This window comes from Crocinitomicaceae bacterium (assembly GCA_016708105.1).
In the GTDB taxonomy this organism is placed as follows: Bacteria; Bacteroidota; Bacteroidia; order Flavobacteriales_D; family Crocinitomicaceae; genus JADJGJ01.
Map to the genome: position 1 here is coordinate 2174919 of JADJGJ010000001.1, position 25330 is coordinate 2200248.

Annotated in this window: 16 protein-coding genes; 12 read left to right on the forward strand and 4 right to left on the reverse strand. The window is 38.7% G+C overall.

What is annotated here, in order from left to right; all coding sequences use genetic code 11:
- Window positions 1–12: 12 nt before the first annotated feature.
- The 12 genes from IPH66_09570 (at window position 13) to IPH66_09625 (ending at window position 14215) form a co-directional block, all read left to right on the forward strand.
- Complete coding sequence (locus IPH66_09570; GenBank protein MBK7129593.1) at window positions 13–411, forward strand: cobalamin-dependent protein; 399 nt, start codon at window positions 13–15, stop codon at window positions 409–411.
- 44 nt (window positions 412–455) lie between these two features.
- The gene (locus IPH66_09575; protein ID MBK7129594.1) at window positions 456–2090 is read left to right on the forward strand and encodes an acyl-CoA mutase large subunit family protein; all 1635 of its coding nucleotides are present in this window, start codon (window positions 456–458) and stop codon (window positions 2088–2090) included.
- Complete coding sequence (locus IPH66_09580; protein ID MBK7129595.1) at window positions 2090–3295, forward strand: CoA transferase; 1206 nt, start codon at window positions 2090–2092, stop codon at window positions 3293–3295. The genes IPH66_09575 and IPH66_09580 overlap by 1 nt, the downstream gene beginning before the upstream one ends.
- Window positions 3296–6691 (forward strand): FAD-dependent oxidoreductase, encoded by a 3396-nt coding sequence (locus IPH66_09585; protein MBK7129596.1) that lies wholly within the window; start codon window positions 3296–3298, stop codon window positions 6689–6691.
- Window positions 6688–7281: a 2-oxoacid:acceptor oxidoreductase family protein gene (locus IPH66_09590; GenBank protein MBK7129597.1), complete on the forward strand. Its 594-nt coding sequence runs from the start codon at window positions 6688–6690 to the stop codon at window positions 7279–7281. Before IPH66_09585 ends, IPH66_09590 begins: the two co-directional genes overlap by 4 nt.
- A gap of 15 nt (window positions 7282–7296) precedes the next feature.
- Window positions 7297–7959 carry a hypothetical protein gene (locus IPH66_09595; protein ID MBK7129598.1) on the forward strand — a complete coding sequence of 221 codons (663 nt, stop codon included), beginning with the start codon at window positions 7297–7299 and terminating at the stop codon, window positions 7957–7959.
- Entirely contained in the window at window positions 7947–8540 is a 594-nt protein-coding gene (locus IPH66_09600) for a hypothetical protein (protein MBK7129599.1), read from the forward strand. The genes IPH66_09595 and IPH66_09600 overlap by 13 nt, the downstream gene beginning before the upstream one ends.
- A 2-nt stretch (window positions 8541–8542) precedes the next feature.
- Entirely contained in the window at window positions 8543–9052 is a 510-nt protein-coding gene (locus IPH66_09605; protein ID MBK7129600.1) for a (2Fe-2S)-binding protein, read from the forward strand.
- 202 nt (window positions 9053–9254) lie between these two features.
- Complete coding sequence (locus tag IPH66_09610) at window positions 9255–11558, forward strand: xanthine dehydrogenase family protein molybdopterin-binding subunit (protein MBK7129601.1); 2304 nt, start codon at window positions 9255–9257, stop codon at window positions 11556–11558.
- Window positions 11559–11562: 4 nt separating this feature from the next.
- Window positions 11563–12459: an FAD binding domain-containing protein gene (locus tag IPH66_09615; protein MBK7129602.1), complete on the forward strand. Its 897-nt coding sequence runs from the start codon at window positions 11563–11565 to the stop codon at window positions 12457–12459.
- Window positions 12460–12492: 33 nt separating this feature from the next.
- Complete coding sequence (hisC, locus tag IPH66_09620; GenBank protein ID MBK7129603.1) at window positions 12493–13494, forward strand: histidinol-phosphate transaminase; 1002 nt, start codon at window positions 12493–12495, stop codon at window positions 13492–13494.
- 175 nt (window positions 13495–13669) lie between these two features.
- Complete coding sequence (locus tag IPH66_09625) at window positions 13670–14215, forward strand: four helix bundle protein (protein MBK7129604.1); 546 nt, start codon at window positions 13670–13672, stop codon at window positions 14213–14215.
- A 746-nt stretch (window positions 14216–14961) separates the two neighbouring features.
- Here the strand turns inward: IPH66_09625 and IPH66_09630 are convergent.
- From IPH66_09630 to IPH66_09645, 4 genes are all read right to left on the reverse strand, one after another.
- Complete coding sequence (locus tag IPH66_09630) at window positions 14962–17109, reverse strand: tetratricopeptide repeat protein (protein ID MBK7129605.1); 2148 nt, start codon at window positions 17107–17109, stop codon at window positions 14962–14964.
- 218 nt (window positions 17110–17327) lie between these two features.
- Window positions 17328–18647 (reverse strand): hypothetical protein, encoded by a 1320-nt coding sequence (locus IPH66_09635; GenBank protein ID MBK7129606.1) that lies wholly within the window; start codon window positions 18645–18647, stop codon window positions 17328–17330.
- 25 nt (window positions 18648–18672) lie between these two features.
- Window positions 18673–19893 (reverse strand): VWA domain-containing protein, encoded by a 1221-nt coding sequence (locus IPH66_09640; protein MBK7129607.1) that lies wholly within the window; start codon window positions 19891–19893, stop codon window positions 18673–18675.
- Window positions 19894–20118: 225 nt separating this feature from the next.
- The gene (locus IPH66_09645; GenBank protein MBK7129608.1) at window positions 20119–25167 is read right to left on the reverse strand and encodes a gliding motility-associated C-terminal domain-containing protein; all 5049 of its coding nucleotides are present in this window, start codon (window positions 25165–25167) and stop codon (window positions 20119–20121) included.
- Window positions 25168–25330 lie beyond the last annotated feature (163 nt).

A 25330-nucleotide genomic window follows, 5' to 3' on the forward strand; every position in this document is an offset into this window, starting at 1 on the left:
AAAAATAAACCTATGAAAGTACTACTAAGTAAACCAGGCCTTGATGGTCATGACGTAGGAGTGAAAGTGCTTGCGCACGGATTAAAAGATGCCGGCTATGAAGTGGTATATACCGGCTTGAGAAAAACAATTACAGAAATTATTGATCAAGCCATTGCTTGCAAAGCAGACATCATTGGTATGTCCATTCTTTCAGGCACTCACTTGGTGATAGCGCAAAAAATGAAAGAAGAAATGTCAGCAAGAAAACTAAACATGCCTTGGTTTGTTGGCGGCAATATTCCTTCAAAAGATGTAAATGAATTGAAAAAGATTGGAGCATCAGAAGCATTTGCTACCGGCACCAAAGTGAGCGAGGTGGTAAACTATTTCAGTTCAATGAAAGCAACTGTAAAAACAAACGCAGCCTGATAGAAGTTCACGAGCAGCTTTGTTGAATAAATAAAAATTGTGTGATGAGTTCAAAAGAAACAAAAACAGCAACGGGAAAAACAGCAAAAGATCTCAATGTAAAACCTGTTCATATAGAATCAGGTTTTGAAGTTAATCCGGTTTACACGGCAGATGATATTGCTGAATCATCTATTAAAAATGAGATGCCGGGTGAGTATCCTTTTACCAGAGGAATACATCCTACCATGTATAGAAACAAGCCATTTACGATCAGACAGTACGCCGGATTTGCTTCACCTGAAGAGACGAATGAACGTTTTCATTTCCTGATTAAAAACGGACAATCAGGTTTGAATGTGGCATTTGATTTGCCAACCCAATGCGGACTTGATTCAGATGATCCAAGAGCTTTTGGTGAAGTAGGACGTGTAGGAATGTCAATTGATACGCTGGAAGATTTTGAAATTGCATTCCGCAATATTGATCTTGATAAAATTACCGTATCACTTACCATCAACGGAACAGCCATAATATTGATTGCCATGTATGTTGCCATGGCTGAAAAATTAGGGTATGATATTGCCAACTTGCGAGGGACAGCTCAAAACGATATTCTCAAAGAATTCATTGGCAGAGGTACCTGGATTTTTCCGGTTGACAAATCGGTAAAATTGGTTGTTGACACCATTGAGTACTGTGCTAAGCATGTTCCTAAATACAGCCCTGTGAGTGTGTGTGGATATCATATACGTGAGAGCGGAGCAAACCCTGTACAAGAAATGGCATACGCATTTTGCATTGCCAAAGCTTACAGTGACGGAGCATTAGAAAGAGGAATTACCATTGATGATTTTGCATCACGCCTTTCATTCAATTTTGATATTTATGGAAACCTGTTTGAACAAATTGCAAAATTCAGAGGTGGAAGAAGATTGTGGGCTAAAATTATTCGTGAAGAATACGGAGCTAAAAAAGATTCATCCTGCTGGTTGCGCATGATTGCCGGCGGAGGAGGAGGAGGCTTAACCAAGGAGCAACCCGAAAACAACATTGTGCGCAGTGCATACTACGCCTTAATCAGCGCTTTGTCAGGCACACAAACCATGGCCTTGTGCAGTTATGATGAAGCCTACACTATTCCGACAGAACATTCAGCAGAAATTTCCTTGCGCACCATGCAAATCATGATTCACGAAATGGGAATTTGTGATACGGTAGATCCACTTGGAGGTTCATATTATGTTGAAGCGCTCACAGATCGGTTTGAGAAAGAAATTCGCGAAGAAATGAAAACCGTTGAGAAATGGAACGGTATTGTTGAAGCAGTTGCAACGGGTAAAATTCAAGAGTCGGTTTCAAAGCAGGCATACGAAAGAGAGATGGGTGTGCAGCGTGGTGAAATTCCAAAAGTTGGTGTAAATATTTTCACTCGTGATGAAGAAGCAAAAGATGTAGAATTTCACCCGTACAATCAAAAAGCTGTAGATGCACAAATAGAAAAATTGAAACGCATCAAATCAACTCGTGATAATATTCAGGTACAAACTTGCCTTGAAACAATTAAAAAAGATGCGCAGGAAAATAAAAATCTGATGCCATCTATCATTGCTGCAGTAAAGGTATATTGTACGGTGGGTGAAATTGTGCAAGTGATGAAAGAAGTTTACGGAGAATATAAAGAACCAATTTTCTTCTGATGAGCAAACCAATTACAGTCATAAGTCTTGAACAAGCGTTAGCTCTGCCCTACGCAACGCAACGCATGGTACACATGGGCTGGCGTGTCATTCGTTTAGAAACACCTGCTGAAGAAGGCGGTGGAAATGCAGGTGACCCCAATCGCTACATCGGGGCTGATTTAGGATACCATGATTTGCATTCATACTATATTGCACCTAATATTGGCAAAGAGGCTATCACCATCAATCTGAAAAAGAAAGAAGGACAAGAACTATTATTGCGTTTGATTAAAGAATTGGAAGTAGATGTTTTTCTATGCAATACCTTGCCCAAACGTTACAAACAATTAGGTATTGATTTTGAGACATTATCTAAAGCAAATCCAAAATTAATCTGGTGTTCAATCTCTGCAATGGGACCAAAGTATCCTGATGCAGCAGGTTATGATCCTGCCTTGCAATCTTTGATGGGATATACTTTTTTAACCGGAGAAACCAATGGAAAACCTGTACCGTGCGGAATACCCATCATTGATTTGAAAGCAGGTGATGAAGCATTCACACAAGTATTGCAGGCATTATTGGAACAACGAGATAACGCAAACGGAAAAGAGATTCATGTATCCATGGCCCAATGCGCAGCAAGTTGGCTTATCACTGCCTTGCCGCAATTAAGTTTTGTACAAAGCGACAGTGAACTTTTTCAGCGCAGTGGAAATGAACACCGCAGCTTTATCCCATGTAATGTTTATCAAACAAAAGATGGCATGGTTTATCTGGCAATTGGGAATGATATACAATGGGCAAAATTCACTTCACAACCCGGCTTTGAAAGTCTTGCCTCTGATAAAAGAAAAACCAACGCCGGACGCATGCTAGAAAAAGACAAACTGTATATCGAAATTGGTGAACTGACAAAAAATTTCACCACCGCTGCCTTTGTTGATCATTGCAGAAAATTGAGTTTGTCTGTTGCGCCGGTAAACACAATTAAAGATGTTGCACAATTAGAATTCATACAACCTGCCATGCTTCAAACTACCTTACCAAATGGAAAAGATGTGAGTTTGTTTCCTCCTGCAGGTGATACTGAATTTCTTAAAAAGAATAAAAATCACTTACCTTGTTCACCTCGTTTAGGTGAGAATAATGCTGAAATATTTCAAGAGGCAGGCATAGAAGAAAATGAACTATCGAGATTAAAAAACGAAAACACAATCTAGATGCAAAAACGGACAATTAATATCATCACACCGCGTAAACAGCCGCATAAAGTATGCGCTATGGGAAATGAAGCAATTGTCCGCGGTGCAGTAGAATCAGGTGTTGACGGCGTGTTCTCCTATCCCGGTACGCCATCAACTGAGATATCTGAAATATTTAATCACATCTATAATTTTCAGCACGAAGTACAAAACCAAATTGATTTTCCGGAACTCACAACTGAAAAAATTTATTTTGAATACAGCATCAATGAAAAAATAGCCCTTGAAAAAGCAATTGCATTTTCAGTGGGTAACAAAAGTGCATTGTGCGTGATGAAAAATGTAGGCATGAACGTGGCTAGTGATCCGCTCATGTCTGTAACATATCAAACCATTGGCGCTCCTTTAGTCATCATTGTATGTGATGATCCTGGATGTCACTCCAGTTCTAATGAACAGGACTCACGATATTGGGGACCTATGGCATCAGTACCGGTATTCAATCCGGCAAATCCGCATGAGGCGTATGAAATGACGCGCATGGCTTTTCAGTTATCTGCACAAATAAAATTACCGGTTATTGTACGCACAACAACCCGCGTATCACACACCAGAGGAAATTTATTTTATCATGACTTTACTCCTGTTCATCGTGATCCAAAATTTGAACGATTGCCTGAACACATTAATATTCCGGCCCGCACCTCTGCTGCACATGCCAGGCTATTAGATAAACTTGCTTCAGAGCCTGTAAAAAATCTACTTACAACAAATTGCAAATTGCTCTTCGATAATGCACAAGCAGATAGTGCAATTATTACCAGTGGAGTTTCAGCAGAATATCTGAAAGAACTAATTTTTGAAAATAATCTGCAAAACCAATTCAACGTATTGAATGTAGGAATTGTTCATCCATTTGCAGAGCAAGATGTGCTCAAATTTTTGCAACGAGGATTTAAAAAAATTCTCATACTTGAAGAGCTTGATGCCTTTATTGAAACAAAAGTTCGCACACTGGTTCAGGAAAATAAATTACCTGTAGAAATTCTGGGTAAAGGATTTTCCAGATTATTACCAACCGGCGAATTTTCAATTGATATTTTGCGTGATGTTTTGCAGGATTTTTCAGAAGGAAAAGTTCAATTCAAAAAAAATATCCCGCTTGATCATGCAGCTCAAATGGTAGAAAATTTACCACCACGACCTCCGGCATTATGCGCAGGCTGCCCGCACAGAGCAACATTCTATTTACTCAAACTGGCAGTAACACGTGAGCAGGGAGAACTCATCATGTGTGGTGATATCGGATGTTTTGGTTTGGGTGCTTTACCTCCACTGAAAATGATTGATACGGTAAACCACATGGGCATGAGTATTTCCATGGCGCAAGGATTGTATGAATCATTTCACGGCACAGAAAAAGAGAAAAAAGTTGCTGCCTTGTTGGGTGATGGTACTTTTTTTCACTCAGGATTAACTTCATTGGTGAACGCGGTTTACACAAGGGCAAATATTCTGGTGGTAATTTTTGACAATAGAACTACCGGCATGACAGGTCATCAAGATCATCCCGGCGCTTCACGTCTTTCACGTTATCATGAAATTGAAATAGAACCTTTGTTGAAAGGGATGGGAATTGAAGTAGTTGAAAACATCAATCCATTTAATATTACTGACAGTTTTGAAAAGCTGAATAGAGCCATGGCACACAAAGGTGTTTCAGTATTGATTTCAAAGGCACCTTGTATTTTCTTACCTGATTATAAAGAAAAAGTTGAGAAGAATTTGCGCATCTATATTGATCCAAATAAATGTAATACCTGCGCAAATCATGAAGACAAAAGCCTTGCCTGTTCAAGATGTTATTCCCCATTGAGTAATTTGTCACGTGCAAAAGCAAAATTCACCGCTGAGGTTTCGATTCCCGGGTTAACACAGTCATGTCCGGCAAATATTTGCAACCATGGATTCTTCAATTCAATTCGTGAAGGACATTATAAAGATGCTGTGGAAATTGTGCGTGATAAGATGCTTTTCTCAAAAACATGCGGAGATATTTGTCATCGTCCTTGTGAATTATTTTCAGGCCAGGCCAATCCGGTACCAATCAAATATCTGAAAAAAGTAGTTTCAGGTATAGATGAAATATTTGATGATTTTTCAGCACCTATAAAAAGAGTTGAAAACGCGAAACAAAAAAACAAAAAAGTTGCCGTTGTTGGCAGTGGTCCGGCAGGTTTAAGTTCAGCTTATGACTTGGTGCAGCAAGGATACACAGTGACAATTTTTGAAAAAGAACAAAAAGCCGGAGGCATGATAAGCCATGTCATTCCAAAATTCAGAATGAATAAAGATTCGTATTTATTTGAAGCAATGCAGCTTGAAAAAATGGGAGTCAGTTTCAGATTTGGCATGCGCATAGGAACAGATATTACGCTTGATCAGTTGAGCAAAGAATTTGATGCGGTGATTCTGGCAACGGGTTTATCTAAATCAAAATCATTGAAGAACATTCAGGATGCTATTCCTCCAAATCAGCAAGAAGATGCCATTTCATTTTTGAAAAAATACAATGAAGATCAGATCACATTTGTTGAGAATTCTACCGTATTTATTTTAGGTGGAGGCAATAGTGCAATAGATTCAGCGCGTGCGGCAAAGCGCTGCGGTAAAAACATTCAGGTAGTTTTGGCATGTCTTGAAACTGAAGAAAAAATGCCTGCATTTGATGAGGAAATCTTGCACGCCAAAGCAGAAGGTATCATTATTTATGCCGGCACAAAAATTCAAACACTCAACCTGAATTCAAGTCAAAAAATCGAAATTGATTTATACGATGCTGAAACCGGTAATCAAAAAATACAGAGCGTAAATACAGATTATCTGATCACAGCTATTGGGCAAGAAGCAGATCATAATGACTTCATTAAGGTATCATTGCGTTGTGATGAAAAAGGAAGAGTCATGAAAATGACCTCAGAAGAACATCGTGACAATATATTTATAGCTGGTGATGTTCAATCAGGCAATCACATGAGTTTGATTGGTGCAATTGGAAGTGGCAAGCTCGCAGCGGTTGAAGTGCGTCACCTGCTTGAAAATTATTTATTCCCGTATGAAGGGCAGAAAGCACTGAATAATCTCAACACCTCAACTTTGAATCTGAAAAAACAGAGCATGCATTCAACAATGGATGGATTGATAGATTTTGAAAAATATAATCTGCATCAACCATGTCAAAAATGTAATCACTGCATTGACAACTTTGGTTGTCCGGCCATGGTGAAAATAAACGGCAAGGTGCAAATAGATCAAAGCAGGTGTACGCTTTGTGGTTTATGTATTGATGTTTGTCCAAACGGAGCAATACAATGGGTTGAAGCGAGTCAGATAACCAATTCAACAATGGCATGAGCAGAGAAAATAAAAAAATAATTGTTGCCGGTGTAGGTGGACAGGGTGTCGTTTTTCTCACCAACATTCTGGTTGAAGCAGCAATGATTGATGACATACCGGTGAATGTAAGTGAAATTCACGGCTTGTCACAGCGCGGCGGCGTAGTCACTTCAGGTATCGGGCTGGGTGAACATGTCACCGGTTTTACAGGCAATGCCAACGTTGATTTGCTGATTGGACTTGAACCACTTGAAACGCAACGATGTCTTTTGTTTTTGCATAAAAACTCTGATGTAGTTTTTGGTAATTACCGCATTGCGCCTTATTCAGTAAATGCTGAAGTGGCAGAATATCCTGATGTAACTATTCTTGTAAATTATTTGAAAGAACAATGTCGTGAAGTACTTTTTGTTGAACAGTACCCGAATGATTTGATGGCCGTTCATTACAATATTTATTTGCTAGGGCGTGCTGTGAAGATGAAAAATTTTCCATTTAGTGAAAACACCATTGAAAAAGCAATTGAAAAAACCGTGAGCAGTTACCAGTTACCAAAATCACTGCAGGCATTCAGATTAGCAAAAGATGAAAATATAATGACAGAATAAATAAGATAACGCTGCATGAAATATCTTAAGAACATAACTGTATTAATTGGTTGTTATTTGCTTACCGGAGCTGTTGCGTATGCGCAAAAAACTAACGGGGTCTATGATAACAAATCAGGGTATCTCTCTCTGGGTGTAAGAAACACACTTGGATTATTTATATCTGAAGGAAAAACTTATTTTGGAAAAAGCTCAGGCGGAAATTTTGGTTTGCGCTTTGGTGACTCTTATCATTCGCGCTGGTTCGGAGATTATATCACCACCAATTTTAATGACCTCGCCAGCCGAATGGATGTACACGGAGGTTTTTCATTCATGCCCGAATTTGCTATCAATAAGTCAGCAGAAAATCCGGTGATGTTTTATCCACTTGCCGGCTTTTGCATTGACTATACAAAAATAATGGTGAACCCGGCAAAGGCTGTTGCAACCGGCGCAAGCTCTGATGAACGATATAGTTTTGCAACACAATTTGGATTAGGAGTTAGAATTCCACTTTCAGCCAGATTGGATTTTGCTTTTGATGCCCATTATATGTTGCACATCGGAACTGACATTGATGTGCACATTCACGGCAATGAGGTTGAACTCATTCACCATAAAGGAAGTAATCTGGAAGGTCATTTGCTTTTTGCAGCAACCCTTGAATATAAAATGTTCAAATTATGGGGCAGATAAAAATTTACATATTCTCACTTTGTCTTGTCAGCTTGCAACATGCACTTGCACAAGCTGAAGGGCCAGACTTTTCACGCAAGGGATTGTTTATTTCTCAAACAACTATCTCACCCGGTTATCTTTTTGCAGAAAAATTAATGAGTGCTTATTTTCATCCATCGGTAGAATATTTTTTTGAAGATCGTGTATCCATTCGCACTGACGGATATTATTTTTTCACTACACAAGGAGATACAAAACCATTGCGCATGAATCACAATATTCTGCTTGGAGCATCGTATCATTTCAATAGAGAAAAATCAGATTTTTATATTGCATGGCAACCGGGTATTTCATTCGCGAAACTAAATGATTATACAGAAGAAGATTCTCTCATTACTAACCCTCGCATGAAGATAGCTCCGGTCTTCACTATCACTACCGGATACAATTATTATTTTCTAAAATATCTGAATTTTTTTGTCTCTGTAAAATATTTACACGGTACCCATGTACCAGATTTTGGATCAGCACATCCTTTAGATGAAATAAGATTTTCAGCCGGACTGGGTTGGAATTTACACTTTGAAAAAAAGAAATGATTATGAAGCATACACAACACCACATTCAATTTAAACTGAATGGCAACAACACTGAATTAGCAGTACATGCATCAGACACCTTACTCACCGTTTTGCGTGATCGTTTAGAATTAAAAGGTACCAAACCCGGATGCCATGAAGGCGAATGCGGAGCCTGCACCGTGTTAATTGATGGAGCTCCGGTAAATTCATGCCTCTACCTGGCTGTGAATGCAAACGGAAAAGAAGTAACAACTATTGAAGGGCTGCAACATGCAGATGGCAAATTAGATCCCGTTCAAGAATCACTAGTGAATAACGGAGCAGTGCAATGTGGATTCTGCACCAGCGGAATGGCTATGGCAATCAAAGGTCTGGTTAATGAATATGAACACAAACATCAAGTGCCGGGCACACGCAAATTTGAAAATCCATCTCGTGATGAAATTAAAAAATGGTTAGAGGGAAATTTGTGCCGGTGCACGGGGTATGTGAAAATTATTGATGCGGCAGAAACGTTGTTTAGGGATTAGGTTTTAGGGGTTAGGGATTTGATAAACGTTGTAGGTGCGAATTGCATTCGCCCTAACGTAAACGATGAATGAAAAAATGGCGAATTGCATTCGCCCTAACGTAAACGATGAATGAAAAAATGGCGAATTGCATTCGCCCTAAAGCAAACGATGAATGAAAAAAATAAATTTTAAAAAAATATCCTGAATAATAAAACAGAACATGGTCATGAAGAAAAAACTTAAAGTAATAGGAACCCCGGTGCCAAAGCAGGATGCCGGAATGCGTGTTACAGGGAAAGCGGTGTATGGGCATGACATTAAATTACCGGGCATGTTGCATGGAGCTATTCTGAGAACACAGCATCCTTGCGCAGAATTTACGGTTGATGTGAGTGCGGCAAAAAAATTACCCGGAGTAATTTGTATTATAACGGCAGATGATGTGGACACCAACAACATCAGTTATAAACGTGATCACCCGATTCTGAAAAAAGGAGAAGTGAATTGTATCCGCGACGAAATAGCTGCTGTAGCCGCTGAAACAAAAGAAATTGCTGAACAGGCATTAAAACTGATCAAGGTAAAATACAAAATTAAAAAAGGAGTTTACGATCCGTTTGAGGCATTAAAAAGTTCTTCACCTCAAATCAACCAGTTCATAACCGGAAAATTCAGCAATAAAAATATCGCAGAAATTTTTCACTATGAACACGGAGATCTTGTCAAAGAAAAAAAACGAAGCAAAGTAATTGTCAAACGCCGTTTCACCTTGCCACGCATGACACACGCGTGCATGGGTACAAGCAATATCACAGCTGATTATGACAGAAATACAGGTAAACTATTATTATATAGTTCTACACAAGTTCCGTTTTTATATCAGCGTGACATGGCACATGCACTGAAAATGAATCCATCAGATATTCGGATCATTCAACCAATTATTGGTGGGGGATTTGGAAGTAAATTAGATATGTATCCATTTGAACCTATTTGTGCTTTGTTATCAATGAAATGTGGGCGTCCGGTGCAAATACTTTATTCGCGTGAAGAGGAATTTATTGCCTCCCCTACCCGCCAGCCGATGATTATTGATCTGGAAGCAGGTGCTGACGAAAAAGGAAATTTTACGTTCAGAGAAATTAATATTGTGAAAGACAATGGCGCATACACTTCATGGGGTGCAACAACGCCGTTTGTAATCATGCAAGCGTTTTCATCATTGTACAAAATACCGGCATGTAAATTTGATGCCACTGCGGTTTATACCAATAACGTGTTTGCCGGATCTTTCAGAGGATATGGAAATCCACAGGCAACTTTTGCACTTGAACGTGTGATTGATTTAATGGCTGATGAATTAGGCATGAGCAAATCAGCCATCAGAATGTTAAACGCAAATGAAAAAGGAGAAATCACAGGACAAGGTTTGCACTTCGAAACATGCGGACATAAAGAATGTTTAGAGACGGTGATAAAAAATTCTGCCAAAACCAGCAAAGCAAATGCAGTCACAAAACCGTCGCGCTATAAAAGAGGAATTGGTTATGCATCCATGCTTCACGTAGGTGGAGGCGCAAAGATTTATCGTTCGGATGGATGCGGCACTACACTAAAAATTGATCCGTATGGATACTGCACCATCATTACCGGTTCGAATGAAATTGGTCAGGGTTCAGAAACCGTACTGGCCATGATGGCGAGTGAAGAATTAGGAATTGATCTCAACAAAATAAAAGTAATTAATACTGACACCGATGTTAAGCCATGGGATGTTGGCGTGCATGCATCACGTACCAGTTTTGTTGCAGGGAATTCTCTGTTGGGTGCTATTAAAATTCTGAAAGAAAAACTGAATAAAAAAGCAGCAGAATTACTCAAAGTAAAATCTGCAGACTTCAATTATGAAAAAGGGCAAATCACAACAGTTGGTGATAAAATTGCACTTGATAAAGTAGTTCGTGAAATGCATTTTACACCGCCGAATGAATTGGCAGTAGCATCTTATTTTTATGAACCATCAAGTAAATTTCAGGACAAAGATTTCAAAGGAAATGTATCAGGCACCTACGCGTTTGCCTCGCAAGCAATTGAAGTAGAAGTTGACACATACACCGGAAATGTTCAGGTCATTGACATACACGTTGCACAAGATGTTGGAAAAGTTTTAAATCCGCTCTTACTTGACGGACAAATTCACGGTGGTGTTTTGCAAGGTGTTGGTTATGCCATTTCAGAAGAATTAGTGATGGAAGAAGGACGCATACTCAATCCAAATTTCCACAACTATAAAATGCTCACGGCTGCAGACATTCCTAACATTCATTTTTATCCTGTTGAAACAGATGATAAAGAAGGGCCTTATGGGGCAAAAGGTGTAGGTGAAGCACCTCTAATACCAACAGCGGCGGCTATTGCCAATGCCGTTTGTGATGCGCTTGATGTAGATATGGTAGAATTACCACTCAGCCCTGAGCGCGTGTTGAAAGCAATTAGTGATAAAAGAATGACCATTAAAAAATGAGGATATGAATTTTGAAATTATCAATCCGTCCAATACAACAGAATTATTATCTGCCGTTACCAAATTATCCAAAAAGAATTATCGATTTGCAGCCGGTTGTACTGATCTTTTACTTGATTTGAAAAGAAAACCGGTAAAAGATCTTACTGTGATTAATCTTCAAACGGTGAAAGATAATCGCTTGACCGGAATTAAAAAAATGGCCAAGGTAATTCGCATAGGTGCAGGTACAACGGCTCATGCACTTGTTACAGATGAAGACATTCGTACCTGGTTTCCAACTTTACATGAGGCAGCATTGAATCTGGCATCAACACAAATCAGACAAGTTGCAACCGTTGGTGGGAATTTATGCACTGCGTCTCCATCAGGCGATATTGCATGCGCACTGATGGCATTAAACGCAACATGCGAAATTTTAAATACACGTGGCAAAAGAAGATCAGTTTCTATTCGTGAATTTTTTACCGGCGTGCGCACAACGGTTTTAAAAAATAATGAACTGCTATACTCTATCACCATTCCGCTCAATGAAGCAAGTCCAAAAACGGCAGCAGGAAAAAAACTCTATTCCGGTTTTATTAAAATAGGAACAAGAAAATCCATGGAGTGCTCAGTGGTATCACTTGCTTATCATATTCAATCAGACAATAAAGGCAGAGTTACAAAAGCAGGAATTGCAATTGGAGCAGCAGCGCCAACGATTAAATTCACTGAAACTGCTACTGATTTTTTACAAGGAGTAAAACCCGGAGAGTTGAGTGCAATAGATCGCAAAAAATTTGCTGATTTGATTTTGGAATATGCTTCACCTATTTCTGATGTGCGCGCTACGGCATGGTATCGGAAAGAGGTTTTGTTTAATATCAGTAAAGGGTTGTTGGAGGCTATGCCCGCTTGATCGTGGGATGATGCGGAATTAAAAATGAAAATCATGACCGGAAAAAAACAAATCATCCGATTGAACACCAACGAAAATTACTACGGTTGCTCAGGTGCTGTTATTCCGGTGATGGAAAAAAAATTGGAGCTGGTAAATCAGTATCCTGATATGTCATTTCGCTTAGAGAAAAGACTGGCAGAAAAATACGGACTCTCTGAAGAGCAAGTAATCACCGGAGCCGGTTCAGTACGAATCATTGACGGCATCATCCAAAGTCTGGTAAAACCAGATGAAGAAATTCTTTCATTTGATCGCAGTTTTATTGCATATGAGCAACTGGCAGATGCGCATTACCGAAAACTTATCAAAGTAAAACAAACGGATTTTATTTGTTGGCCAGAAAATTTAAGTACACATATCAGTCCAAAAACACGCGTCATTTTTTTAGCGAATCCTAACAATCCAACAGGCACTATTATCAGTCATGAGGAACTTGATTTGTTCATGCAAAAACTTTCACCTGAAATTTATTTAGTTTTGGATGAAGCCTATTGCGAATATGTGAGTGACTCCAGTTATCCGGATGCGCTAGCACTACTCAAAAAATATAAGAATCTGATTGTATTGAGATCCTTCTCAAAAATTTATGGCCTCGCCGGACTGCGCATTGGATATGGGTTTATGAACGCTAACCTGGCGAATCAAATGAAAGCTAAACGCATTCCGTTTTTCCTAAATTATCTTGCTGAAGACGCTGCACTTGCCGCACTTGAAGATGAAAAATTCATTCAGATTTGCGCAGAAAAAAATGCAATTGAACGAGTCTGGCTGACGGATGCTTTGCAAAAAAAAGGATATCACGTGATAAGCTCACAGGCAAATTTTCTGTTCGTCTATTTTGAAGATGAAGACCAAAAAGATAAAATCCATCAAAAACTAAGTTCAGAAGGTTTGATTACGTGCAACCTTACCAGCTTCAACCAAAATAATTCTATCCGCATTGGTCTGGCTGACCGCGAGGTTAATGAGATGGTGGTGCGGGTTTTGGTGTGAGTTTTTTATTTAATCTAAGATAAAAATATACTCAGTGAGTCACGTGGGAATTTTATGAGATTGTCATCAATCTGGAAAAAGTCTATGGAAAATAATAACATAAATCTATAAATTCGCCACTCAAATCTTTGACATCAAACCAAATGCACTCTAAGGAAAAAAAACCGAGGGCTTCATACCTCTTCATGGCGGTTATCGCAACCTTTTCAGTTACCAAAAAGCGGAAATTATATATGACGGCACCGTGTATTTTACCAATCGTTTTTTTAATAAATACGACCGTACGATTGGGCAAATGGTGCAGGCGGCTCGCAGTGGCAAACAGAATATTGCAGAAGCAAGTATGGCATCCGCCACATCCAAAGAAATGGAAATTAAACTTACCAATGTAGCGCGCGCCAGTTTGGAAGAATTGCTGATAGACTATGAAGATTTTCTTAGGACCAATAAACTAATTCTCTGGAACAAAGAGCACAAGCTGGTTGCTCGTCTGCGTGAGCTAAACAAATGCAAACCACAGCCAACCTACGAAACTTTTAAAAAAGCTATTGAGCACGAAAGTCCTGAAATTTGTGCCAATACAATGATTACATTAATAAAGATTTGCACCTATCTACTCAAACAACAGATAAGACAATTAGAAAATATCTTTATCAAAGAGGGTGGATTACGAGAAAGAATGACCGCTGCAAGATTGGATGAGAGAAATAAAAATAAATAAACCACAATGGGACTTTTGAGACAGTTAGGACAATGTCCTGCATGTCCCAAAAGTCCCACCACACATAATAAGACACACCCACACTCATACAATCACTTACTGAAATGAAGAGAATTAGATAGGAGGAGTGAGCGAATTAACCCAATATTTTCCCCTTCGTCCTCGCTACACTCGGACTCCGACAACACAGACGTTACGCTTTTTCAATCATTAAACGATCCCGACATTACGCTGCGCTGCAGTCGGGATGGATGACGTCAATGTGTTCTCGTTCGTCCTCGCTACACTCGGACTCCGACAACACAGATTTTACGCTTTTTTCAATCATTAAACGATCCCGACATTACGCTGCGCTGCAGTCGGGATGGATGACGTCAATGTGTTCTCGTTCGTCCTCGCTACACTCGGACTCCGACAACACAGACGTTACGCTTTTTCAATCATTAAACGATCCCGACATTACGCTGCGCTGCAGTCGGGATGGATGACGTCAATGTGTTCTCGTTCGTCCTCGCTACACTCGGACTCCGACAACACAGATTTTACGCTTTTTCAATCATTAAACGATCCCGACATTACGCTGCGCTGCAGTCGGGATGGATGACGTCAATGTGTTCTCGTTCGTCCTCGCTATACTCGGACTCCGACAACACAGATTTTACGCTTTTTCAATCATTAAACGATCCCGACATTACGCTGCGCTGCAGTCGGGATGGATGACGTCAATGTGTTCTCGTTCGTCCTCGCTATACTCGGACTCCGACAACACAGACGTCATCCACCTGCTCTAAAGTTCCTCTCCACGACTCAAGGTTTTCTGCTAACAATTGTTTTTGAATATCCATTGGTTGGTTAGCAATTGAAAGCAATAAATTTTTAAAGTTAGCTGACTTATACTTTTTTCCCTTTTCACCACCGAATTGATCTTGAAATCCATCGGTAAAAATATACAAAGTATCTCCAGTGCACACCTCAAGTGTATGCGTTGTGAAAGGTGTTCCGGCTGAGAATTTTCCGATGGGTTGTTTATCTGCTTTAATTTCTTCTATCTCTTCTTTTTCTTTTCTGAAAATCCAAAGTGGATTATTGGCACCAGCCCACTTTAAAAGATAGCGCTGATCTTTTATATCGTCTTGCGCAATTGGATTTTTTTGAAGTACCACCAATGAAATATCCATACCATCCTTTACTTCATCATCACTTTTCTCAAATTCACAAATAATAATTTCTCTTGTCTTATCTAAAATTTTACCCGGGTCAGTAATCTTGTGTTCACGCACGCTTCTGTTGAGTCCGTTGTTACAAATCACGGATACCATGGCTCCCGGCACACCATGTCCGGTACAATCAGCCGCAGCAAAAAAAATCAAATCCTCTCTTTTTTCAAGCCAGTAAAAATCTCCTGCTACAATATCTTTAGGTTTATATAAAATAAAACTCTGAGGTAAATTTTCTGCAATAATTCGTGTTGATGGCAGAATGGCATTCTGGATTCGCTTTGCGTAATTAATAGAATCCATGATTTCTTTATTCTTCTCCTCCACAATTTCTTTTTGGAGTTGCACCTCAGTATTTGTTTTTTTAAGTAAAGTGTTGGCTAAATTTTTTGCGCGAACGGTGCGAAAAAGTGAAATCCCCAAAATAGTTACTACCAGAATTACCACAACCGATCCAATGAGGTAAAACATCATGACACGGGTTTTTGCACGCGCTTGTTCCGCTTCTAATTGAGATAATCTGTTAGATGTATTTAACAATTCAATTTCTTTTTGTTTTTGTTCAAGATCATATTTCGTTCTCAATTCGCTAAGATTTTGATTGTATAATGACTTTTGAACAGAATCTTTCAATTCAATCAAAGTGCTCAACATCTCACAGCCTTTTTTATAATCACCGGTTACCTGATAGAGATCTGCTAACAATTCAAATGCATGTGACTGATAGAGCACAGAAGAACAATCAATAGCGTAATTAAGCGACTGTTCAGCATAAAAAATGGCCGAGAGATAATTTTTTTTCTTGTAATAAATGGTCCCCATATCCAGGTATGATTTACTCAGCGTTTCTTTGCTTATGCCTTCAAGGGTTTCTTTTGTTTCCAGAGCCTTTAGGTAATAAGACAAGGCCAAATCAAATTCATTGAGTTTAAAATACAGTGCACCAAGATCAGTATAGGTATATGAAGCGCCATAGACGTCATTATTTTTTAATTTTATCTCTAATGATTTTTCAAAAAAGAAAATAGCAGAATCATACTCACCCAACTCAGTCATTGCAGTAGCAAGATTATTCATTGACCACGATGCATATATTTCACTTAATTCAAGTAAATTCTGGTAGCTGCGTCTGAAATATATTTTAGCCTCATCATGCTGCCCGGTTGTTGTGTAGATATTTCCGATACCCATTTGTGCCAATCCAATGCCGTGTTTATAATTATTGACCTGATATTGTTCTTCAGCTTTTAAGTATGCCTCTAGTGCCTTTTGATAGTCAGACTGTATATCATAGACATTACCTATAGATATATAACATGCTGCAATTTCGTTTGCAAAGTCAGATGTGTTGTAATTGGCAATTGCATATTCAAGATAGTACAGAGCAGAATCATATCTGCCTTGCTCCGTATAATATCTTCCAAAACTCTCATGACTCAGAATGATGCCGCTGATATTTTTTTCTTCACGCGCCAAAGAAAGTGCAGTAGCCGACCATTGTTTTGATGCAAGCGTATCTGTACGTAAATAATATGACGACAAGGATAACATAGCTTTGAGTTGTGCATTCACATCTGATGAATTGATGGCAACTTGCCTAATACTATCAACATTTACGCAGAGCGCACGTTGAGTCAAAAGAAAAAAAATCAGTGCTAAAAAAACAGGAACGCGCATGATGTTTTGACAAGAGTTGTTTGAATGAATTTCGATATTGTGTTACTAAATGTAATGAAAAAGAACATTCATACAAGAGGTAGGATATGAAAATGCGGCAAATAGCAAGACAAAAATTATTGACATCATCACTATTTTTGATAACCGTCAGAATCCAAAATCTTTGAAAAAAGAGAAGAAGTTATAAAGGTTGAGACAAGTAGCTATTAAGCCCTCAGCTACAAACTAATTTGCCAACGCACAGCTCCCGAATTCAAATCAATACAGAGCATTTGTAATTGCCAGATGATGATCAGATTTTTATCTGCATAATCAGCCCAGATGTAATCAAAACTGGGATCTCCGTCAGACATCACGGTTTCAAAAGCGCCCATATTATCTGCTTTATCCGGGTCGCGGAATAAACCTTGAGGCATTGTTTTCCAAATTTCTTTAAACGAATTTTCAGAGCAGAAAACATAACTGATTTGCAAATGAGAAGTATCACTCACATTTGAGCCGTGCATTAAAAGAATATGGTAAGGTTCAGGTGAAAGTGGAACTCTGTCATAAGCAAAGCCGGAGCCTTCTTTGATGTGATCAATGTGTCTCTGAAGATCATCAATTTGGCTTTGATAATCTTCATATTCAAATCGCGTGTGGTAGTCAACTTTTGCTTCAGGATTCATAGATCCATCTTCGGTTTTCAATAGCGGAAATTTTTCTTCCAACGATGCACAGGAATCCTTGTATAGGTTCATGGTAGCCTGCAAATCTTGTACTTGTTGGGTGCGCATTTTTTCAACGCGGTTATGATTTACATCCAAAATAATTTCACCGTCTAAAAAACTGAGTTGATTCGCTGCCTCTTCGTAATGCCAGGTGAGTTTATTTCGACCATCGCCTTGAATGCTCACGTAATTATCTTCATCAAAATAGGCGCAGTTATTTAGCGCATCCATTCCAAAATCAACATCCTTGATGTCAATATCTGTTTGCGTAAGTGTATTTTTATCGGGATTATATAGATAATGATAATCTTGCATGTCAGACAATAAAATTTCACCGGTTTCAAAATGAAAACCATATTGTTGATTGATCAACATCCATTCAGGTCGTGCAAAAGCAAATCCATTGAGTGGGGCAGTTGCTGCTAAATCTTTCTCCGTTTGCAAAACTTCAAGTGTTTTTGGATTTCTGCAATGAAAACCCAATTCAGCATTGACACTATAAAGCCACAATTTACCGGGAGTATAACCTAAAATATAAAAGGCATCTTCTTGACCCTCGCCCATTTCAATGCGTGAAATTTGTTCACCCGTATTAATATCATACGATGTAAGCCGATACTCAGCATAACCAGAAATATGCGTTACACCACCACCGGATTCTTTACTTGTTGCTTGAAATATTTCTTCTTTCGTAATGATAAATGTTCCTTCATCACCCGTGTAAATAAAAGATTGTTCAACATTATCTGCCGCATCATTCATCACGTCTTTGTGAAAACAACCGAAGAACGGTAAAACGAGAAATAAAATCAGGAGGTTCTTTTTCATTAGACTAAGATAGGAAAAAAGCCTATCAATCTACATCAAACACGAATCCCTTGCGTATTGCCTGTTGTTTAACTGCACTGATTATGGCATCCTCAAAACTATCCTGACCAGAATCTGCCATTTCTTTTTTCTTTTCCTGAATGTATTTCTCACGTTTATCTGCAAGTGTTCTGATTTCTTCCTGAATTTCTTCTCGTTTTAATTTCATTTTCTCAAGATATTTTTCTCTCTCAGGATAAGACATTTCTCGCATTACCTTTGGCAATTCTTCTACTTCGATATCAGAAAGTTTAAACCCGGGTTGTTCACTTGCATCAACTAAATCCCAACTTGAATTTTTGTAAAGATTTTTATTCCCTTTTACGATAACGCGCTCTGTAGAATTTGAACTACCATAATAGGATGCGTTTACATCTTCTGATTGCATGATATTCATTTTATTGAATCCTTTGGTGCCAATAGGAATATACGTTTCATTCAATGATTCATTCAGGGCATTGATTTCTTCATCGAAGGGAGTCTCAATATAGATTGTAGCTTCATCCATATCAATATTACCATAATAACCTTCAGCCAGATCAGCCCCATCTTTCCATTTTGTTTCAATTCCTTCTTCCATATCTCCGCAAAAAATCGTATTGATAAAAACTCCATTCGAAATTGCTGTTTCACATGAGTTTTGGTAGTTGGTTTTTCCTTGAGAAAAAGGTTCATTTCCAGCAATCACGATGACTTGCAAACATTGTGTATCGTCAGCCCAAATTAACTGTTCAAGTGATTGTTCTATTACTTCACCGCAATATTCTTCTCCCCCATTTGTAGTTAAGGCAAACAATTCATGCGACAACGTATCAAGGTCAGTAGTGAAAGGTAACACTTGTCTTACGTAACCTTCTCTTGCTTCCAAATCATCATTGCCGTATTCATACAATGCAATTTCAAGTGTTGCAAACTCATCATCTTTTTTTGCTTCAGACAAAGCGTTTACAATTTTCCATAGTTGAGATTTTGCTTGCTCAATGAGCCCGTCCATGCTATTGCTTGTATCAAGAAGCAGTGCTAGTTTGATGGTGTTTTTACTGGCCGCCGAGACATGATGAGCTGTCTTGGCTTCTACCGTATCTTTAATAATAGTATTTTCATTTTCTTCTGATACTAAATCATTCCCTGTACATGAGAATAATACGATAGACAAAAAAGAAAACAAAATTTTTTGTTGAGTTTGTTTAGTTATCATAACTGTCATGAAATTAATTAATACTGATACACTTCACACAAGTCATGTTTACCAGAAACATGAAATGGATATGCTCAAAGAAACTTGAATGAATTCGTAATTTTTGTTAATGGCTAGTCTTTCAAAAAATAATTAAATCATTTTAACATGACCTCAATTTTTTGAAACTGATAAGAAAATAATTCACATTCGCCAAATAATAGATGTACGTTAACTATCGGGTTATTTACTTTGTCAATTCCTGATCAACGTAACAGTACCCTGACCTTGAAATTCGGTGCCATTGAAACCTACCCCACGATAGACATAAAAATAGACACCATCGGTGCATTGATCTCCGTTTCGGTCAGTGCCGTCCCAACTGTCATTGACATTATAGAACTCACGCACGGTAACTCCCCAGCGGTTTACTACAATGCATTCAACCGTTTCAATTCCGATGGATTTATAGTAAAAAGTAAATTCGTCATTGATACCATCACCATCAGGTGTGAACACATTTGGCGGTGCAATATCAACTGAATCATACACAATCAACTCACGACAAAGTGTATCTGCGCATCCATTTTTATTCACTGCCGTGAGACAAATAGTATACACACCGGTGGTATAAACTGTATCAAATGTTTCATTGATATCATGAGAAATTACCCATGGAATATTGTCGTAATCAAAATTCCAGTAAAAGGTTGTATCAGCAAATGGATCATTAGGATTTGCGTAATAGAGCGAGAGATTATCAAAGTGCACTTCAAGCGGAGAATTTCCTGAATACCCTGAAATGAAATACAACGAACTCATGTCAAAATCAGCAATTGGATTTAGTGAATCAACATGTACAATTTCAGTGAGCGTGCAGCCGTTTTCATCAGTAACTAAAATTTGATAATCACCCGGATTTAAACCACCCCAAGTAGAAAAAATCACGCTAGCACCGGTCTGTAAATTGGTCCATTCATACGTATAATCAGGCGTACCACCAGACACTGCGGCATACACAACTCCATTACCTGACTGGTAAGAAAATGTTCTGCAGTACGCCGGATCAGATCCAAGTTCAACAAAGATGAGTGAGTCTGGTTGCGTGATAATAAAATCAATCACATTAGAACAACCATGGTCATCATTCACGGTCAGTACATAAGTTCCGGCCGGCATATTGAATGAACTATCTGCCCAAATTCCACCAACTCCACCCGGGTTTGGATTCCAGATAAAACTAATATTAGCATAATCACCTTGCCAGTTATACACCGTATCAACAATAGCTGAACCTGTACCACCATAACACAATGCGTGTGTCAAATTCAGATCAGCATCAATGGCCGCAGGATCAGGAATAAAAACAGAATCAGTCAAGGTGCAACCAGGGCCCAGGGCAACAAAATAATAGTACCATCCTGCGTTCAAATTATTTGCCGTATTGCTACCTGTGCTATTAACTTGTGCACCCAAATCATCTTCAATTAAAAATGTTTCTCCACCAACACCATCAATCAAAAATAAAGTCAATGATGCATCAGAAAATTGATGACAGGTTGGATCATTAAACACCGCATTAATTGATTGCCCATAAACCGTCACCTGTTGTGCTGTTGAATCTTCAAAACCACAAACTGGGTCAGTTGTTACCAATGAAATTGTGTATGTATTATTTGAAGGATACGTGTGATTTGCAACTGAACCCGATGCATTTGTATTATCTCCAAAATACCAATAGTATGACAAACCGGACGTGCCTGTATTTTGCACCTGCACACTGAGAGAGCCGCATGTATCCAGAATATTAAAATCTGATACTACATTATCATTAAACAAAATAATACTTGCCGTATCAGGTAAGCTTTCACAAAAAGCATCACTGTTTGTAACAAAATAATTTACATTACTCAACACGTTAGTTACGGGAAGAAATGTTCCGGCTGAAATAAAATTTCCGGAAGCTGAATACCAGGTGATACTGCCTGAACCAACTGCATTCAACAGCGCATCAGTGCCCGGACAAATTGTTGTATCACTAGCTACCGGAGGATTTGGCAACTGGTGATATTCAACCTGCAATGTGTCTGAAAAATCTTCACAACCATTGATATCAATTACGTGTAAATAATAATCGCCTGAATCTAAAACTTGAAAACTGTTTGTGCCGATAATGCCATTCCAATAATATTCAGAAAAACCTGCAGGCGCATTTATTGTTAACGTATCGTAAGGACAAATAGTAGTATCATTTGGCATACTCCATCCGCTGAGTGGGAAACTCATATCAACAAATACGCTGTCTGTTTTAGTAATTCCGCAATACTGAGTTTCACAATAATACCAACCTTCAGCATACGCATATTCAACAAAAGAAGAACCGCCCAACGGAGCAAGCCAGTTAATAACGGTGTTACCCGGACCCAGCACTTGAATCATGGCACTATCGCCTGCACAAATTACCGGATCCCATAAATATAAAGTTGGAGAACTATATGCAACTGTAGATTCAAATTCAGAATTCACCACGCAACCATCAGCAGTTGTTACGTAACAAAAATATTCTCCAATATCAGATGCATATTGTGTAGGATTTGTTCCTAAGGAGTCTCCGGTTGGACCAATCCATTGCCAAGCTACACCTCCTGTAACAGTGAGTAAAACAGAATCACCCGGACACACCACCCCATCAATTGGGTCAACTGTAATTTGCGGAACAGGAATAGCAGGAAAACCATACGCGGCAGAATTAGTACACGTGATACCTTGCACTGTAGTGTCAACATTTGCAAATACATTAATGCCCGTTGTTGGACTAAATACAGCGAGCACAGAATCACCATAATTTGCTATGATCTGAGTACCGGTCCAAGTCACATCAGCAGTGTTGTAAACTGCTGTAATCATAACGGTATCACCCGGACAAGCACTTGCGGGACCATCAACAACAACAATAGGTTGCGGAATAGTATCAACATAAAAACTATCTACCAATTCGTAAAAAACGGTATCACCACAATCATTAAAAAGTTGTGCCATTACCTCATGCCAACCGGTGGTGTTTACACAAACATTTTGCGTTGTGGGTGACTGCACTAATAAGGTATCATCTGAATTATGTTGAAGGGTATCTAAAAACACTCCATCAACAAACCAGACAGAATAAAGATTAGGTAAAGTACCCCATTGATTAGTAAAAGCGCTGTCAACCAAAAATACATTCACACAATATGGCAAGATGCATGAGAGAGTAGAATCATCATCTAAAATATTGCCGTCGTCATACGAAATTTGAGGATCAAGCGTGTCATGCAAAGCAAAATTATTGATCACAACCACAACAGAATTACTACCAGAAACGCATCCATATTCATTGACGGCATACACACTATACGTTCCGGAATTGTCAACGAGAATAGTTGAATCATTTACTCCGTTAACATTACCTTCCCATACAATGGAATCATTTGAACCACCTGATGGACTTGCCCAAATAAAAACAGAATCTGCATCACACGTGTCAATTGGATTGGTAATAGCATTGTAATCATTAAAATTCCAGCTATCAGAAATGAGCGGAGGATCAGGTTCAGGTAGAACAACAATATATACGGAGTCTTTCCATGTATAACAATTATCTTGTGTTGTTGTGGTTGCCCAAGCATATCCGTTTGAAGAATACGCTGATGACATTCCACCACCACCATTGCTCCAAACAGTAAAATAAAGCGGGTGTATATCACCGAGCATAAAATCATGCAAAGTTGCCGTAACCGGTGCGCAGCCTTCAAGTGTATCAAGACATTGATTAAAAACTATTTCATCACCTATGCACGGTTCGTATGTTAGAAGATCACATGATATTCCGGGATTTTTTTCATAATAGTCAAAAGGATCACGATTGGGATCGTAGGGACTTGTCCAAAAAATATCACGTTGACCTGCATTGTTTGTTTTAGCAAAATTTCCGTAGTTGGCATCACTGCAATTGGTGAAAGAAAAATTTACTTGTTGACCAGGTAGAAAAGAAAAAGTTGAACCGGCAGGTACGTAAAATACACCTTCAAAATACCCAACTAGAACCGGTTTGTCAACAGTTTTTACAGTAATTGCTTCACAATAATCTGCCTGGTTGCTTGCTACTTGTCTTGCCCACTGAAATACACCTGACGAGTTGTATTTGATATAATGCACATCTTCAAAACCAACAGATAAAAAAGTGGAAGCACCATACACATCATTCATTTCAGTAAACGTACACATGAAATCACCGGTGATATAAATATTATTTGACGCATCTAACGTTAATTGATTTGAGTGCAATTCAGACGCAGAATAATTTGCGGACAACCAGTTGAATTCACCTGAGGTTGAAATCTGAGCTGTAAAAATATTGTATTGATCAGCGGCTGAAAAACTTTGGATCCCACTTACGTCTTCAACAAGCAAGGTATTTTGATAATCACCTGTCACGTATAAATTACCTCCACCAAATTTTATATCAGCAAGTAATATTTGCCCGCCCCACATTTTGTCAAACCAAAGTTCGGTTCCGGCACTACTGTATGCTACTATAAATCCTGCATTGAGTAATGTTGACGAATGTGTGGTTTGAAAAGTAATGTCTTCAGAAAATTGACCAATGACATAAATATTATTTGCTGCATCGGTTGTTACTTCCAATCCTCTGTCATCTTGATTTGCATTGCCATCTTCAGTCCAAACAAAATTTCCACTGCTATTTAGTTTGGTAATGAAAACATCATACGTGGGAGTACCAGTTGTAGAATTATTCATGCTGGTAAGTACATCAGGACCAAACGTTGCGGTGCCCTTATATTCACCAACACAAACAACGTTGCCTGCATTGTCAACAGTGATACCGTGCCCTATATCACCATAAGCACCACCAAAGGTTGTGACCCAAATAAAATTTCCGTTCTGATCTATTTTTGCAACAAAAGCTTCATACCCTGCCCCACTCACATTGATACTGCCAAACGTTGCATTACTTTGAAAATAGCCTGTGATATACGTGTTACCTGCATTATCTTCAGCAATGGCATTTGCTTTATCAACGCCTGTTCCGCCAGCTTGCACAGCCCAGATTGGATCACCGGCATCATCCGTTTTCATGATGAAAATATCTGTATTACCTAAAGAAGTCAGAGTTGAAACACCGGTATTAAATGTTCCGTTGAAGAAACCGGTCATCACCAAATCTCCGTTTGAATCAAATACAGCATCTTTGGTTTCTTCTCCCATATTATTACCGGCAGAACGCAGCCAATTACCTTGACTCATAGCGGTACAACATGAGAATATTAAAAAAGTTAGGACAAGCTGCTTATAATTCATTGGATCAGGTATCTGTTGATTGAGACGAAAGCTACAAATAAAAGGTTGAGATTGAGTGAGAAACTTTGATTAGATTTTGAAATTATACCTTTCAAACAGCACGACATTG